The organism is Mesorhizobium sp. M0514, assembly GCF_040321145.1.
Taxonomy (GTDB): Bacteria; Pseudomonadota; Alphaproteobacteria; order Rhizobiales; family Rhizobiaceae; genus Mesorhizobium.
The window spans coordinates 93,451-107,223 of the sequence record NZ_JAMYQZ010000002.1 but is presented as its reverse complement, the minus strand read 5'-3'; the positions used below and the strand labels follow the sequence as shown (position 1 = coordinate 107,223).

At 62.1% G+C, this 13,773-nt stretch carries 13 protein-coding genes; 7 read left to right on the top strand and 6 right to left on the bottom strand.

All coding sequences use genetic code 11. The features are described from left to right. Positions 1-59: 59 nt before the first annotated feature. Positions 60-854: an SDR family NAD(P)-dependent oxidoreductase gene (locus tag NKI61_RS01415; RefSeq protein WP_023713907.1), complete on the bottom strand. Its 795-nt coding sequence runs from the start codon at positions 852-854 to the stop codon at positions 60-62. A 181-nt stretch (positions 855-1,035) separates the two neighbouring features. Between NKI61_RS01415 and NKI61_RS01410 the strand changes: the two genes are divergently transcribed. After that, complete coding sequence (locus NKI61_RS01410) at positions 1,036-1,500, top strand: MarR family winged helix-turn-helix transcriptional regulator (protein ID WP_023713908.1); 465 nt, start codon at positions 1,036-1,038, stop codon at positions 1,498-1,500. Positions 1,501-1,529: 29 nt separating this feature from the next. On the opposite strand, the gene NKI61_RS01405 is transcribed toward NKI61_RS01410, so the two are convergent. Further along, on the bottom strand, positions 1,530-2,708 hold the full coding sequence (locus NKI61_RS01405; protein WP_352838695.1) for an MFS transporter: 1,179 nt from the start codon (positions 2,706-2,708) through the stop codon (positions 1,530-1,532). 199 nt (positions 2,709-2,907) lie between these two features. Here NKI61_RS01405 and NKI61_RS01400 point away from each other — a divergent pair, with 199 nt between their 5' ends. Next, positions 2,908-3,264, top strand: coding sequence for an ArsR/SmtB family transcription factor (locus NKI61_RS01400; protein WP_023683780.1), 357 nt, complete (start codon positions 2,908-2,910; stop codon positions 3,262-3,264). 23 nt (positions 3,265-3,287) lie between these two features. Here NKI61_RS01400 and NKI61_RS01395 read toward each other — a convergent pair whose 3' ends face one another. Beyond that, complete coding sequence (locus tag NKI61_RS01395; protein ID WP_023672423.1) at positions 3,288-3,758, bottom strand: nucleoside deaminase; 471 nt, start codon at positions 3,756-3,758, stop codon at positions 3,288-3,290. Between the two features lie 179 nt (positions 3,759-3,937). Here NKI61_RS01395 and NKI61_RS01390 point away from each other — a divergent pair, with 179 nt between their 5' ends. The 5 genes from NKI61_RS01390 to NKI61_RS01370 all read left to right on the top strand — a co-directional run bounded on the left by NKI61_RS01390 (position 3,938) and on the right by NKI61_RS01370 (position 11,575). After that, on the top strand, positions 3,938-4,714 hold the full coding sequence (locus NKI61_RS01390; protein ID WP_023697067.1) for a metallophosphoesterase family protein: 777 nt from the start codon (positions 3,938-3,940) through the stop codon (positions 4,712-4,714). A gap of 248 nt (positions 4,715-4,962) precedes the next feature. Continuing rightward, positions 4,963-6,015: an SH3 domain-containing protein gene (locus NKI61_RS01385; RefSeq protein ID WP_245260168.1), complete on the top strand. Its 1,053-nt coding sequence runs from the start codon at positions 4,963-4,965 to the stop codon at positions 6,013-6,015. 235 nt (positions 6,016-6,250) lie between these two features. Continuing rightward, positions 6,251-9,754 (top strand): carbamoyl-phosphate synthase large subunit, encoded by a 3,504-nt coding sequence (gene carB / locus NKI61_RS01380; protein WP_023740203.1) that lies wholly within the window; start codon positions 6,251-6,253, stop codon positions 9,752-9,754. Between the two features lie 366 nt (positions 9,755-10,120). Continuing rightward, the gene (locus NKI61_RS01375) at positions 10,121-11,296 is read left to right on the top strand and encodes a P-loop ATPase, Sll1717 family (RefSeq protein ID WP_352838694.1); all 1,176 of its coding nucleotides are present in this window, start codon (positions 10,121-10,123) and stop codon (positions 11,294-11,296) included. Between the two features lie 3 nt (positions 11,297-11,299). Further along, positions 11,300-11,575, top strand: coding sequence for a hypothetical protein (locus NKI61_RS01370; protein WP_352838693.1), 276 nt, complete (start codon positions 11,300-11,302; stop codon positions 11,573-11,575). A 29-nt stretch (positions 11,576-11,604) separates the two neighbouring features. Here NKI61_RS01370 and NKI61_RS01365 read toward each other — a convergent pair whose 3' ends face one another. The 3 genes from NKI61_RS01365 to NKI61_RS01355 all read right to left on the bottom strand — a co-directional run bounded on the left by NKI61_RS01365 (position 11,605) and on the right by NKI61_RS01355 (position 13,554). Further along, on the bottom strand, positions 11,605-11,997 hold the full coding sequence (locus NKI61_RS01365) for a RidA family protein (protein ID WP_352810818.1): 393 nt from the start codon (positions 11,995-11,997) through the stop codon (positions 11,605-11,607). Positions 11,998-12,235: 238 nt separating this feature from the next. Then, positions 12,236-12,700 (bottom strand): cupin domain-containing protein, encoded by a 465-nt coding sequence (locus NKI61_RS01360; protein WP_352838692.1) that lies wholly within the window; start codon positions 12,698-12,700, stop codon positions 12,236-12,238. 302 nt (positions 12,701-13,002) lie between these two features. Beyond that, positions 13,003-13,554, bottom strand: coding sequence for a DUF4142 domain-containing protein (locus NKI61_RS01355; protein WP_023821931.1), 552 nt, complete (start codon positions 13,552-13,554; stop codon positions 13,003-13,005). Between the last annotated feature and the right edge of the window lie 219 nt (positions 13,555-13,773).

Genomic DNA, 13,773 nt, shown 5'->3' with positions numbered 1-13,773 from the left:
TGGGGAGGGTCGCGAACGAAGTGAGCGGGGTGGGGTCCTGGTTCGCGAACCAGCTACTCTCAAGCCGCGTAGCGGGCAGCCGGCTTGTCGGCGTGCAGGCTGCCATAGAAGACTTGCCTTGCGCCGAGGAAGGTGTCGAGCTTAGCTGCGTCGGCCAGCGCCGGCACGGTGACGGCTTCGCCCCTGGATAGGCCCACAAGCGCGGCATCGACCATATCGTCGGCGGTCATGATGATCTCCTTCGGCAGATTGTCGATATCACCGCCGGCAAGCTCCCAGAAATCGGTGCGGGTCGCGCCCGGCAGCACCGCCTGCACCTTCACATTGGTGCCGGCGACTTCGCGGTGCAGGGCCTCGGTGAAGTTGACGACATAGGCCTTGGTGCCGCTGTAGATGCCGCCGAACGAGGTATCATAGGCGAGCACAGAGGCGATGTTGACGATGGCGCCGCGGTTGCGCGCAAGAAGCCCCGGCAGAACGGCGCGGGTCAGGCGGGTCAAGGCGATGACGTTGACCTTGATCATGCGCTCGGCCTCGTCGGCGTCGGCCGTTGCCACCACGGCCTGGCCACCAATGCCGGCATTGTTGACCAGCAGCGTGACGCTATCGTCGGCTGCGATCGCTTGCTCGACGCCGCGCACATCATTGTCGTCGGCGAGGTCGGCGGCAATCACGCTGACCTTGCGCTTGTAAGCATATCGCAGCTTTTCAGCCAGTTCCTCCAGCCGGTCGGCGCGCCGCGCTACCAGCACCAGATCGTAGCCTTGCCCGGCCAGCCGGTCGGCATAGACCGCGCCGATGCCGGCAGATGCGCCGGTGACGACTGCGGTACCCTTGTTGTCCTGTCCACTCATTGTCCTGTTCCTTTTTTCTGCCCGGCGAGACAGGTCGATGAACCCTCGTCCCGCCCTGATCTCCAGTTAGTGGCATATACCACTTTTCGGGAAGTAGGCATATACCACCATCTTGTCAACGGAGGCGGCAGAAACTATTTCTGCGGCAGGCCGGCAGCGGTTTTGCCGGCAAGGAGTCGTGATGAGCAAGACCGCGCTGCCGGGATTTAGCCTTTGCAACAACGCCACGCTGCGGCGGGCCGCGCGCAAGCTCGGCCGCTTCTATGACGATGTAATCTCGCCTTCGGGTCTGAAGGGCACGCAGTACGGCCTGCTCTACCAGATCCATGTCAGCAACGAGCCGGCGATGGGCACGATTGCAGAAGAGATGGTCATGGACCTGTCGGCCCTCGGCCATACGCTGAAGCCGCTGATCCGCGACGGCTATGTCGACACCTTCGCTGACAAAGACGATCGCCGCGTCAAGCGGGTGCGGCTGACGCCGCAAGGCCAGACCAAGCTCGAGGAGACGACGCAATTGTGGAGCACTGCTCAGCAGCGCTTCGAGGCGCTGTTCGGCCCGCAACGAGCGGCAGATCTGCGCGCTATGCTGGATGAAGTCGCGGCGCTGGAATACGACGTGCCGGCGGCCGCCCCTTCAAGCTGAAAGAGCGGCCGCCGGTCCTTTGCAAAGATCTATTCGGCCGGCATGGCGACCGGCCGGGCCGCCCAGCGGCCGGCCAGCACCACCCCAAGCCCGATCAGCGGGAAGATGGCGGCGACCAGGCCGAGATCGGCCGGCACGCCGTAGCGCAGCACGGCGCCGCCGACCACAGCACCCAGCGCCACGCCGAGATAGAGCGCCGAAGCGTTGAGCGACAGCACGATCGGGGCGGCGTCGGGCGCCAGCTTGATGATGCGGCTGGCCTGCGCCGGCGGAAATGCCCAGCCAACCATGCCCCACGGCACCATCATGGCCATCAATGCCGGCCCGGCGAGATGCTGCGGCAGGAAGGTCGGGATGACCGAGAGCATCACCAGCATGACGGCGCTCAGCGCCAGCGACCAGCCGACGGTGCGCGTCGCACCAAAACGGTCGGCCGCCTGGCCGCCGGCCATGTTGCCGATGACGGCGCCGACACCGAAGGCGAGCAGCATGCCGGGCAGCGCAATCGGGCTGAGGCCGCCGCTCTGGATGGCCAGCGGCGCGATATAGGAAAACACCGAGAAGGCGCCGATCAGGGCAAGAGCGGTGGTCAGCAGGATCGGCATGACGCCGGGGCGCAGCGCCGCAGCCAGCCGCCGCCTGAGCGGCAGCTTGGTACCGACAATGCCGCGCGGCAGCCGGTACCACAGGATGGCGCCGACCAGCGCGCCGAGCCCGGCAATGGCAAAGAAGGTCCCGCGCCAGCCGGCTATCGTGGCAACCAGCGCGCCGAGCGGTGCACCGAGCGCAACCGCCACCGTGGTTCCGCCGACGACGACGGCAATGGCCCGCGCCCGGTGGTGGTCATCGACCAGCGCCACCGCCGTGCCTTGAGCGGTCGCGGCAAACAAGCCTGACGACAGCGCCATGATGATGCGGGCAATGAGCAGCAGTTCGAAGGACGAGCTCAGCGCCGCCACCACATTGCCGATGACGAAGAACGCCAGCGTCCACAAGATGACGCGGCGCCGGTCCCATTCGCCGGTCAGCGTTGCCAGGATCGGCGTGCCGATGGCGTAAGCCAGCGCGAAGGCGGTGATCAGCGTGCCGGCGAGCGGAATGGAAATGCGGGCGTCGGTGGCGATGTCAGGCAGCAGGCTGGAGATGACGAAGCCTTCGGTCGAGATCGTGAACGATCCGAGCGCAAGCCAAAAGAGGCGCTTGTCCATAGGGCGTGTCCTTAGTTCAAAACTTATTGAACAATTGGACATAACAGGACATGATGTCAATGAAGCCAGGTGAAAATAGCTGAAGCCTGCTGACATCCCTGTGTCAGGACAGCCGTTGGGCCAATCGCGAAACGGACTGTGCATGCCCGCGAAAGATCGACGCGTTGAAATCGCCACCGACTGTGCTTAGTTTCGGGCCATGACTTTGCCGCACCCCAATACAGACCAGATCAGCCTGCCGGTTGTGCTCGGCGTCCTTGGCGACCCGACCCGGCTCGCCATCGTGCGCTATCTCGCCAGCAAGGAAGGCGTGCCGCTGAACTGCAGCCGGTTCCTCGACCTCGGCTCCAAGACCAATCTCAGCTATCACCTGGCCAAACTGCGCGAGGCCGGCGTCACCCGCGCCGAAGTGGCCGGCACCAACCGGATGATCACGCTGCGCCGCGCCGACCTCGACGCCCGCTTCCCCGGCCTGCTCGACAGCGTGATTGCGGCGGCCGGAGATGACCCGGCTCTACCCATCGTCGGCGGCCACGACATCGAAATGCCGGCGTAGCTGGTGCCGAAGTCAGGCCGCTCCTAGCGCTGCCAAAAACCGATATGCGGGGCGAGGAGTTCCTCGTCCATCTCGGGGAAAGGGCCGTGGACCTCGACCGGCTTCTGCCCGGAGCCGAGGACTGTGCGCGACGAGAGGTTCATCGTCGGGTTCTCTGCGTGATTGCCGGTCAGCGCGAGAAGCTTGGTTTCCTCGAAGCCGTAGACCAGCCGGCCGATATTGGCCCAGTACAGCGTTCCCGTGCACATCGCACAGGGCTCGCCGGTTGTGACCAGCGTGCAAGACCAGAGGAAATCCGGCGGATAGGTGTCGGCGGCACGCCGGGAGAGCTCGGTTTCGGCGTGGCGCACGGTGTTGATGTTGCCTTGCCGCATCAGGATGCGATCGTCGGGGCCGACGAGCACGCAGCCGAAAGGATGGTGCCCGTGCGCGGCAGTCTCGCGCGCGACGTCATTGGCGGCGCGAAGGTGGGCAACCATCTGGTCGCGGGTCATCGCCTGTCCTCCCCCGGATGAACTCTGGAGCGGCGTGGACGCTAGCAGATGGAGTGCTTCCGCGATAGGCGGGGCTCCCGGCTGTCTCGAACGATCTCAAGGGCTTGATAATGAAGGCAGGGGCTTGATAACGAAGACGGGCCGCAAGCCTCAACGGGCTGCACCAAGGAGCCCGCCGCATGCGCATTGCCGTTCTCGCCGACATCCATGGCAATGTGCTGGCGCTGGATGCCGTGCTCGCCGATCTAGCGCGGCGCGGCGGCGCCGATCTCACCGTCAACCTTGGCGACTGTGTCTCCGGCCCGCTCTGGCCGCGCGAGACGTTCGAGCGGCTCGAAGCGCTCGACCTGCCGACGGTGCGCGGCAACCATGACCGCCGCGTCGCGGTCGATCCGGCCGACGATATGATGTGGGCTTCAGACCGCTATGCGCAGGAACGGCTGACATCAGCGCAGCGCGAAGCCCTGCTCGCCCTGCCCTTCACGCTGGAGATTGTTCCCGGCGTGGTCGCTTTCCATGCGCGGCCCGACCATGACGAGAAATACCTGCTCGACGCGATCGTCGATGGCCAACTGGTGCGCGCGCCGCTTGCCGCTATTCAGCGGCGGTTGCAGGCGCTGGACGCGGCCTGCCGCATCGTGCTGTGCGGCCACAGCCACCGCGCGGAACTGGTCCGTATCCCCGGCGGCCCCTTGCTCTTCAATCCCGGCAGCGTCGGCGCCCCCGCCTATGAAGATGACACGCCCCCGGCGCATGTTTCGGAGCAAGGCAGCCCGCATGCGCGCTACGGCATCCTCACCTTGGATGGCGATGGTCCAGACCGTTTTGAGACCATCGCCGTCGACTACGACCACGAAGCGGCGGCGAGACAGGCCGCACAGGCGGGCCGACCGGAATGGGCGCATGCGCTGAGGACCGGCTTCATGCCCAAACCCTCTTGGCAAGGCTCCGCTTGACCGCACGGCTGCGCCCTGCTTCCGCCTCGCGGCACCAAACATCGGACGCATTTTCAGACTTACATGGCCGCGTATCGTCCCTTATAAAACCGCCTTGGCATACGGCAGGACTGCTGCCGCAAGGGTAATCGGCGCACGGCCAAATGATGAGGCGCACAATCCGAACCATTTTGCATCGAGTGACTGGCGCTCCGCTCCTGCGGGCAGCCCGGTTGTTGGCGGGTCCGTTGGTGGTGGGCCCGTTGTTGGTGAGCTTGCCGGCCAATGCCGAGGACGCGCCTGCCGACATCGTTTCCATAGTGACCGAGCTCGGCCCAGGCGATCTCCTCAACATCCGCGCCACGCCGTCGCCGGTCGGCAGAACCCAAGCGCGTCTGCCGATCGGCTCGAGCGTCAGGAATTTCGGCTGCAACGAAGTGGACGGCCACCGCTGGTGCAAGGTCGAGGAGATTGACAATCCACTGGTCAAAGGCTGGGCGCCCGCGCGCTATCTTATCCCCGACAATCCGACCGTGGTCGAAGTTGAGGCCGCGCCGCCCCAGGTGACCGCCAGCGCTGAAGCCGGCGGCCCGACGCTCGCGCCCGACATGCCGACGCAGCCGGCCGACGTGGCCGCAGCGCCCCGGACGACTGCACCTGCCGCCTCTGCCGCTCCGGCTGCACCCACTCAGGCTCCACCCACCCCGGCTGCACCCGCGCCGGCTCCACTCGACCTGACGGAGCGCCTTGGCGGCACGAATCCGGGCGCGCCGAAGTCCGCCGCCGAGATCGGCAGGACCGCCATGCAGGATGCTTACGGCCTTGCCTTCGCAGCGAATGAAAGTCCGCCGACGGATGAAATCCCTGCGACGGAGGCTCCGGCAACGGAGGCCACAGGGACGCCGGAACTCGCCGCCGCCGCGTCTGCGGGAGCAGCGCCGGATACAGCGTCCGCGCCGGGGGTACTATCCCCGACGCCACGGCCAGACCAGGCCAAAGCTGCGACCGCTACGCAAACCGTTGCACGGCTGGAACCCCCGCCCGCCCTCGGCGCCACCGCCGAGATCCCCTGCGCCCGCTATGTCGGACAACCGATGACCCGCTGCGCCGTCAACATCGTCCACAATGGCGCCGACAAGGCAGACATCACCGTGACCTGGCCCGACGGCGGCACCCGCGTCATCTCCTTCTCTGCCGGCATGCCGGCCAACTCGGATTTGGGCAAGGACTTCCGCTTCACAAGGGAAGGCAGCCTCAACATGATCCGCGTCGGGGTATCCGAGCGGTTTGAGATTACGGATCAGCTCGCGCTGGGGGATTAGGTGTCAGGCAGTAGGGAATGGGCAATAGGCGCCTTAACCTCGCTCCTGCCTAATCCCCACTGCCTGATCCCTACTGCCTAATCCCTACTGCCTAGCCTCATTTTCGGGGTTACATCTCCCAAAACTCTTCCCTATAAGGCCCTCCTAGCCTGATACCAGAATCGCAAGCACAACCGGCCGGGTCTTCCCGTCCCGGTTTTTCGTGCAAGCCGCTCGCCGAACGGAACTCACAACGATGCCAAGACGCACCGACATCAAGTCGATCCTGATCATCGGGGCCGGCCCCATCGTCATCGGCCAGGCCTGTGAGTTCGATTATTCCGGCACACAGGCCTGCAAGGCGCTGAAGGAAGAGGGCTTTCGCGTCATCCTGGTCAATTCCAACCCGGCCACCATAATGACCGACCCGGAACTGGCCGACGCCACCTATATCGAGCCGATCACGCCTGAAGTCGTCGCCAAGATCATCGCCAAGGAGCGGCCCGACGCGCTGCTGCCGACCATGGGCGGCCAGACCGCGCTCAATACCGCTCTGTCGCTGCGCCGCATGGGCGTGCTCGAGCGCTACAATGTCGAGATGATCGGCGCCGACGCCACGGCGATCGACAAGGCTGAGGACCGGGCGCTGTTTCGCGAGGCGATGAAGAAGATCGGCCTGGAAACGCCGAAGTCGATGCTGGCCAATGCCACCGACGTCAAGAACGCCGACCGCAAGACCCATGAGGCCGAGCGCGCCGCCGTCAAGGCCGAGGCGCCTGCCGACCTCGATGCCGCGCTCGACGCGCTGGAAACCCGCTGGAACCTCGGCGAAGGCGACCGCAAGCAGCGCTACATCAGCCATGGCATGGCGATTGCCGCCCAGGCGCTCGACCATGTCGGCCTGCCCGCCATCATCCGCCCGTCCTTCACCATGGGCGGCACCGGCGGCGGCATCGCCTACAACCGCGCCGAATTCTACGACATCGTCCAGTCCGGGCTCGACGCCTCGCCGACCACCGAAGTGCTGATCGAGGAAAGCGTGCTCGGCTGGAAGGAGTATGAGATGGAGGTCGTCCGCGACAAGGCGGACAATTGCATCATCGTCTGCTCGATCGAGAACATCGACCCGATGGGCGTACACACCGGTGACTCGATCACCGTTGCCCCCGCGCTGACCTTGACCGACAAGGAATACCAGATGATGCGCAACGCCTCGATCGCGGTGCTGCGCGAGATCGGCGTCGAGACCGGCGGCTCCAACGTGCAGTTCGCCGTCAACCCGGCCGATGGTCGGCTGGTCGTCATCGAGATGAACCCGCGCGTCTCGCGCAGTTCCGCTTTGGCTTCGAAGGCGACCGGCTTCCCGATCGCCAAGATCGCGGCCAAGCTCGCCGTCGGCTACACGCTGGACGAGCTGGAGAACGACATCACCGGCGGCGCCACGCCCGCCTCCTTCGAGCCAAGCATCGATTACGTCGTCACAAAAATCCCGCGCTTTGCCTTCGAGAAATTCCCCGGCGCGGAGCCGGTGCTGACCACCGCCATGAAGTCGGTCGGTGAAGTCATGGCCATCGGCCGCACGTTCCAGGAGTCCTTGCAAAAGGCGCTGCGTGGGCTGGAAACCGGCCTGACTGGTCTCGACGAAATCGAGATCCCCGGCCTCGGCCACGGCGCCGTAGCTGCCAACCACGCCGACGACCGCAACGCCATTCGCGCCGCACTCGGCACGCCGACGCCCGACCGGCTGCGCATGGTGGCGCAGGCGATCCGCATGGGCACCTCGCTGGAAGACGTGCACGCAATGTGCAAGATCGACCCGTGGTTCCTCGAACAGATCGCCGGCATCGTATCCATGGAAGCCCGCATCCGCGAGCACGGCATCCCGCAGGACGCCGTCAATCTGCGCATGCTGAAGGCGATGGGCTTCTCCGATGCCCGCCTCGCCTCGCTGACGAAGAACGACGCCGAAGTGATTGCGAAGATTCGTGAAAAGCTCGACGTTCATCCGGTTTATAAGCGCATCGACACGTGCGCCGCCGAGTTCGCCTCGCCCACCGCCTACATGTACTCGACCTATGAAGTGCCCTTCGCCGGCGCGCTGGCCAATGAAGCGCAAGTGTCGTCGCGAAAAAAAGTCGTCATCCTCGGAGGCGGTCCGAACCGCATCGGGCAGGGCATCGAGTTCGACTATTGCTGCTGCCATGCCGCCTTCGCCCTGCGCGACGCCGGCTATGAAGCGATCATGATCAACTGCAACCCGGAGACGGTTTCGACCGACTACGACACCTCCGACCGGCTGTACTTCGAACCGCTGACGGCGGAGGACGTGCTGGAGATCCTGCGCGCCGAACAGGCCTCGGGCGAACTGGTCGGCGTCATCGTCCAGTTCGGCGGCCAGACGCCGCTGAAGCTGGCCGACGCGCTGGAGAAGGCCGGCATCCCGATCCTCGGCACGTCACCCGACATGATCGATCTCGCCGAAGACCGCGACCGCTTCCAGAAGCTGCTGCACAAGCTCAACCTCAGCCAGCCGAAGAACGGCATCGCCTATTCTGTCGAGCAGGCCCGCCTTGTGGCCGGCGAACTCGGCTTCCCGCTGGTGGTGCGCCCCTCCTATGTGCTCGGCGGCCGCGCCATGCAGATCATCCATGACGAGGGCATGCTGCAGAGCTACCTGCTCGACACCGTGCCCGGCCTGGTGCCGGAGGACATCAAGCAGAAATACCCCAACGACAAGACCGGCCAGATCAACACGCTGCTGGGCAAGAACCCGCTGCTGTTCGACACCTATCTCTCGGGCGCTATCGAGGTCGATGTCGATTGCCTGTGCGACGGCAAGTCGACCTTCGTCTCCGGCATTCTCGAGCACATCGAGGAGGCAGGCATTCATTCGGGCGACAGCGCCTGTTCGCTGCCGGTGCACTCGTTGCCCTCGGAGCTTGTCGACGAATTGGAGCGCCAGACAGCGGCGCTCGCCCGCGCGCTCAATGTCGGCGGGCTGATGAACGTGCAGTATGCGATCAAGGACGGCACGGTCTATGTGCTGGAGGTCAACCCGCGGGCATCGCGCACCGTGCCCTTCGTCGCCAAGACCATCGGCCGGCCGATCGCCAAGATCGCCGCCCGCATCATGGCCGGCGAAAAGCTGGAAGACGCCTTCGCCCATTACGGCGCGATGCCCGACCCGAGAAACCCCGGCCACATCGCGGTCAAGGAAGCCGTCTTCCCCTTCGCCCGCTTCCCCGGCGTCGACATATTGCTCGGCCCGGAAATGCGCTCGACCGGCGAGGTCATGGGCCTCGACCGCGACTTTGCGCTGGCCTTCGCCAAGAGCCAGCTCGGCGCCGGCGTCGACCTGCCGCGCTCCGGCACACTGTTCGTCTCGGTGCGCGACGAAGACAAGAAAGGCATATTGCCGGCGGTGAAGCGCCTCGCCGGCCTCGGCTTCAAGGTGCTGGCGACCTCGGGCACGCAGCGCTTCCTCGCCGAAAACGGCGTCGACGCGCAGAAGATCAACAAGGTGCTGGAAGGCCGCCCCCACATCGAAGACGCCATCCGCAACCGCCAGGTCCAGATCGTCTTCAACACCACGGACGGCCAGAAGGCGGTGTCGGATTCGAAATCGCTGCGCCGCGCCACGCTGATGCAGAAGGTGCCGTATTACACGACGCTGTCGGGTGCTGCGGCGGTGGCCGAGGCGATTGCGGCGCTGAAGGCGGGGAGCCTGGAGGTCAGGCCGCTGCAGGAGTATTTTGCTTAGGTGATTGGCTGATCTCCCTCCTTGTGGGGGAGATGGCCGGCAGGCCAGAGGGGGGCGCTGTCCCGCAAACGCTCCCACCAACGAAGCGCCGTGCCCCTCTACCACGCATAGCCGCCCCGTTCGAAAATGATGCCTGCGCTGGCAGGTCATAATAAGTTACACTAGGAATTTGTAGGATGGTTTTCTCTCCTTTCGAAGAGGGACCCACTGCGTATTGAATTCTCTGAAACAATACGGCATCCTAAATTAGGGTAGAGGGAACTTGTCTTAGATGCCATTTCAATCCGCAAGTTGCATAGGCGCGCTAAGCGCGAGCTGAATCAGCATGAAATGTCTGTTTGATTCGAGAAAAGCGGGATTATCAATATGATTTTTACTGACGAAAATATTGAGAAGATTTTTGGAGCTGAAGATGCCGAGAATGAGGAAAGGGGTCGCCTTAAGGAATACTTCTTTCGAAACAAAGCTTTTGAAAGCTTAAAAGCCAACCTCTCTTTGCGTGTTTTGGTGGGTCACAAAGGTGTGGGCAAAAGCGCTCTTTTAAAGATGGCGGGCATTGAAGACGACGAAGCCAAGATCGTCGCAATTTTTGTGAAACCAAATGACGTTAGAGGCATCTGGGATACCCAAGAGGCGAATCTAAACGAGCTAATTGAGAAATGGAGAACGGGCCTACTGCGCATAATTCAATCAAAGGTTATAGAAAGATTGGGGGTGAAGGAGGACGGTAGCTCCGGTACGATATTTTCCAAAAGCATAACCGGTTTACTTGAAGCAGTTAGTTCAGTTATAAGAGATAAAGGCGGCTCTATTGCTGACGCTACTGTCAACGCTCTAATTTCCTCTTACATTTCTACAGGAACAATCAAGGTATACATGGATGATTTGGACCGAGGCTGGGAAGCCAGGCCGAGCGACATAAGAAATTTGTCGGCAATGCTGAACTCCATAAGAGATCTTTGCGGAGATCAGAAGAAAGTTCAGTTTAAAATAGCGCTTAGAACCGACGTGTATAGACTTCTACGAACTTCCGATGAATCGACAGATAAGATTGAACGAAATATCGTTCCTCTAAAATGGGACAATCATGAAATTTTGATTCTAATGGCGAAGCGTGTTGCTACCTATTTGGGAACCAAAATCCCTGAAAATATGGGGAGCATGAACCAAGTCGATATATCTAGATTTCTTTACCCAATCATCGACGAACGGTTTCATCATGTAGGAAAATGGGAGAATGCTCCGATACATCGTGTTCTTCTATCTCTAACTAGACGGCGTCCTCGCGATCTTGTCAAAATATTCTATGGCGGAGCCAAAGAATCGCACAGAAATGGCACAGCAAAGATAACAACACAGGATCTACGCAATACTTTTCAAAATTATTCAAATGAACGACTTCAGGACATAATAAACGAGTTTAAATTCGAATTTACTGGACTAAAAGACCTGCTATATGGAATGAGGCCGAATAAGAAGGAGAGGCTTGCATCTTCTGGGTTTCAATTTTCCCGCGACGAGCTTTCGGTAAAAATCGGATAGCTTATGAACCAGAATAATTTTGCGATAAGTGGAAAACCTTACTTCTCAGCGATCGACGTGATTGAATTTATGTACAAAATTGACTTCATTACCGCGCGCCGCGATGAAACCCTTGGGAAGAAAATAGTTCGGCTTCATTTTGACGACAGCCCGCACATTATAAGCTCTTCCGGTGATTTCGGATTTCATTGGGAGATTCATCCGGCTTATCGATGGGCACTCACTCCCGGTGATGTACCATTTGTAATTTCGTCAACTGACCTAGAGACCGTCGAATAGCTACCTTTGGCTTTAGTCTAGGTTGCCCTTCACGCCACCGCCACACACTCGATCTCGATATCGAACTCCATCGGCCATGACGCCACCGGCACGAAACTCCGCGCCGGAGGGTTCACGCTGAAATACCTGGAATAGACCCGGTTAATGGCGTTGTAGAAACCGGAATTGACGGCGTAGATGCGCACCATCACCACGTTTTCCAGCGAGGTGCCGGCCGCTTCCAGGCAGTGCTTCAACGCCTTCAGCGACGCCTCGGTCTGCGTTTCGATGTCGCCGCGTACCATCTCGCCGGTCACCATGTCCACCGGCGGTGTCGCCGAGATGAACACGAAGCCATTGGCCCTCACCGCCGTCGAGCACGGCAGCCCGAGCGCCCGCACCTTGGCCGACATGACGGGCACTTCGATGACTTCTTTTTTCATGGTGATCTTCCCCTTGTTTGCCAAGCTGGCGCCAAGGCCCCCTCACCCAGCCTCCGCTTCGCTCGGCTGACCTCTCCCCGAGGGGAGAGGAGCCGGTCAGCGCCAGCGCTTCCCTCTTCTCCCCAGTGGGGAGAAGGTGGCCGCGAAGCGGTCGGATGAGGGGGCCTGCGCCACCGTTGATTGTGAGGAGCTTATCCCCCCGCCCAGCGAACACCAGCGCCGGACCATGGTCCAGCCGTCACCCCTGCCCCGGATAGGGCATGCCGTCCTTGTGCAGGAACCTGCCATCGGAACTCGGGCTCATCATGTCGATGTCCGAGCAAGTGATGAGATCATCCGGATTGCGCGAGCCGACCTCAAGATAGCGCGCCGTTGTGGACGAGCGGTTGATCATGTGGTGGCCGTTGCCGCTGTTCTTGGCAAAGGTCGCGCAGTCGCCGGCCTTGAGCAGCGTCTCGCCGCCATCCTCCACCAGCACCAGTTCGCCTTCCAGCACATAGACGAGCTCGTCCTCATGGCTGTGCCAGTGGCGCTGGCTGGACCAGCCGCCTGATGGCAATGCCATCAGGTTGACGCCGAAATCGGTGAGGCCGCCGGCATCGCCGAGGCGCTTGCGCGTACGCTCGGCGCAAGGGGCGTCGAAGGGTGCGGGGTAGCCGGAGCCCTTGCGGACAGGCACGGTGGACAGGTCGATCTTGGGCATGGAAGCTCCATTGAATTGGTGGCGGCAGTGTATGTCACTGCCGCCGCAGCCACAGAGCCACTTTGCCGCAATGCCTTGCCAACGGCAGGCATCGGCCGTCGCACTCTACGGCGCCCCCCTCTGTCCTGCCGGACATCTCCCCCACAAGGAGGGAGATTGGCTGTCGCCTCAGCCTTCGCCAATTTTCACCGTCGCTAGAAAAGCACGGCGCCGACGCTGCTGATCTCCCCACTCGTGGGGGAGATGTCCGGCAGGACAGAGGGGGGCGCCGTAGAATGCTATTGCTGGCCAGTCACCAACCCTCAACCCTGATGCGCGGCCGCGAGTTCCTTCACGTGCTTCTCGTGCATCTGCAGCGTCGGCAGCGTCTTCTTGGCGAATTCCTTCATCGCCGGGTCGTCGCCCGAGTTGGCATAGCTGCTGAAAAGGGCTACGGCCTCCTTGTGCGCGTCCGTCTGCATCTGGATGTACTTGGCGTCAAAATCCTTGCCGCTTGCGCTCTTCAACTCGTCGAGCATTGCCTGCTCCTTCGGCTGCAGGGCCGGCCCCGCGGCTTTGGTCGAACCGGTGGTCTGGCCCTGGCTCAGCGCCGCCTTGAACTCCTTGCCGGCTTTGGTGTGGTCCTTGACCATCTGCTTGGCGAATTTCCTGACGTCAGCCGCCTTGGATTTCTCCTCGGCGAGCTTGCTCGACTGGATTTCGAATTCGTTGGAGCTAGGCACCGTCTTGACGAAGGTTGGGGTATCGACCTTGCTGGCGGCCATGGCAGGCGCGACCGCGGTCGAGTTGGCCGCAAGGGCGGCAGGGGCACCGGCGAACAAGGCGACGGCGGCAATGGTGAGAAGCGTTTTCATCTGAGGTCTCCGATTTTGAAAATTTCCCTCGGCTAGTCAAACGCGGCATTGGCGGCAGGGTTGCGTCCGGAGAACTATTCGTCAGCGATCATCTGCCGAAGGGCCGTCCCGCGCCCCTGGCGGACAGCACGCCTCGCCATATGCAGCTGTTCGTTCCAGTTCGGCCGACCCTCAGACGTGAAATCCATAAGGTTCCACAGGATCTCGCAGATGCCGATG

What these genes read in the sequence shown, in the direction of transcription:
- NKI61_RS01415 (WP_023713907.1), bottom strand. Translation starts at nt 854, where the DNA reads ATGAGTGGACAGGACAACAAGGGTACCGCAGTCGTCACCGGCGCATCT.
- NKI61_RS01410 (WP_023713908.1), top strand. Translation starts at nt 1,036, where the DNA reads ATGAGCAAGACCGCGCTGCCGGGATTTAGCCTTTGCAACAACGCCACG.
- NKI61_RS01405 (WP_352838695.1), bottom strand. Translation starts at nt 2,708, where the DNA reads ATGGACAAGCGCCTCTTTTGGCTTGCGCTCGGATCGTTCACGATCTCG.
- NKI61_RS01400 (WP_023683780.1), top strand. Translation starts at nt 2,908, where the DNA reads ATGACTTTGCCGCACCCCAATACAGACCAGATCAGCCTGCCGGTTGTG.
- NKI61_RS01395 (WP_023672423.1), bottom strand. Translation starts at nt 3,758, where the DNA reads ATGACCCGCGACCAGATGGTTGCCCACCTTCGCGCCGCCAATGACGTC.
- NKI61_RS01390 (WP_023697067.1), top strand. Translation starts at nt 3,938, where the DNA reads ATGCGCATTGCCGTTCTCGCCGACATCCATGGCAATGTGCTGGCGCTG.
- carB (WP_023740203.1), top strand. Translation starts at nt 6,251, where the DNA reads ATGCCAAGACGCACCGACATCAAGTCGATCCTGATCATCGGGGCCGGC.
- NKI61_RS01375 (WP_352838694.1), top strand. Translation starts at nt 10,121, where the DNA reads ATGATTTTTACTGACGAAAATATTGAGAAGATTTTTGGAGCTGAAGAT.
- NKI61_RS01370 (WP_352838693.1), top strand. Translation starts at nt 11,300, where the DNA reads ATGAACCAGAATAATTTTGCGATAAGTGGAAAACCTTACTTCTCAGCG.
- NKI61_RS01365 (WP_352810818.1), bottom strand. Translation starts at nt 11,997, where the DNA reads ATGAAAAAAGAAGTCATCGAAGTGCCCGTCATGTCGGCCAAGGTGCGG.
- NKI61_RS01360 (WP_352838692.1), bottom strand. Translation starts at nt 12,700, where the DNA reads ATGCCCAAGATCGACCTGTCCACCGTGCCTGTCCGCAAGGGCTCCGGC.
- NKI61_RS01355 (WP_023821931.1), bottom strand. Translation starts at nt 13,554, where the DNA reads ATGAAAACGCTTCTCACCATTGCCGCCGTCGCCTTGTTCGCCGGTGCC.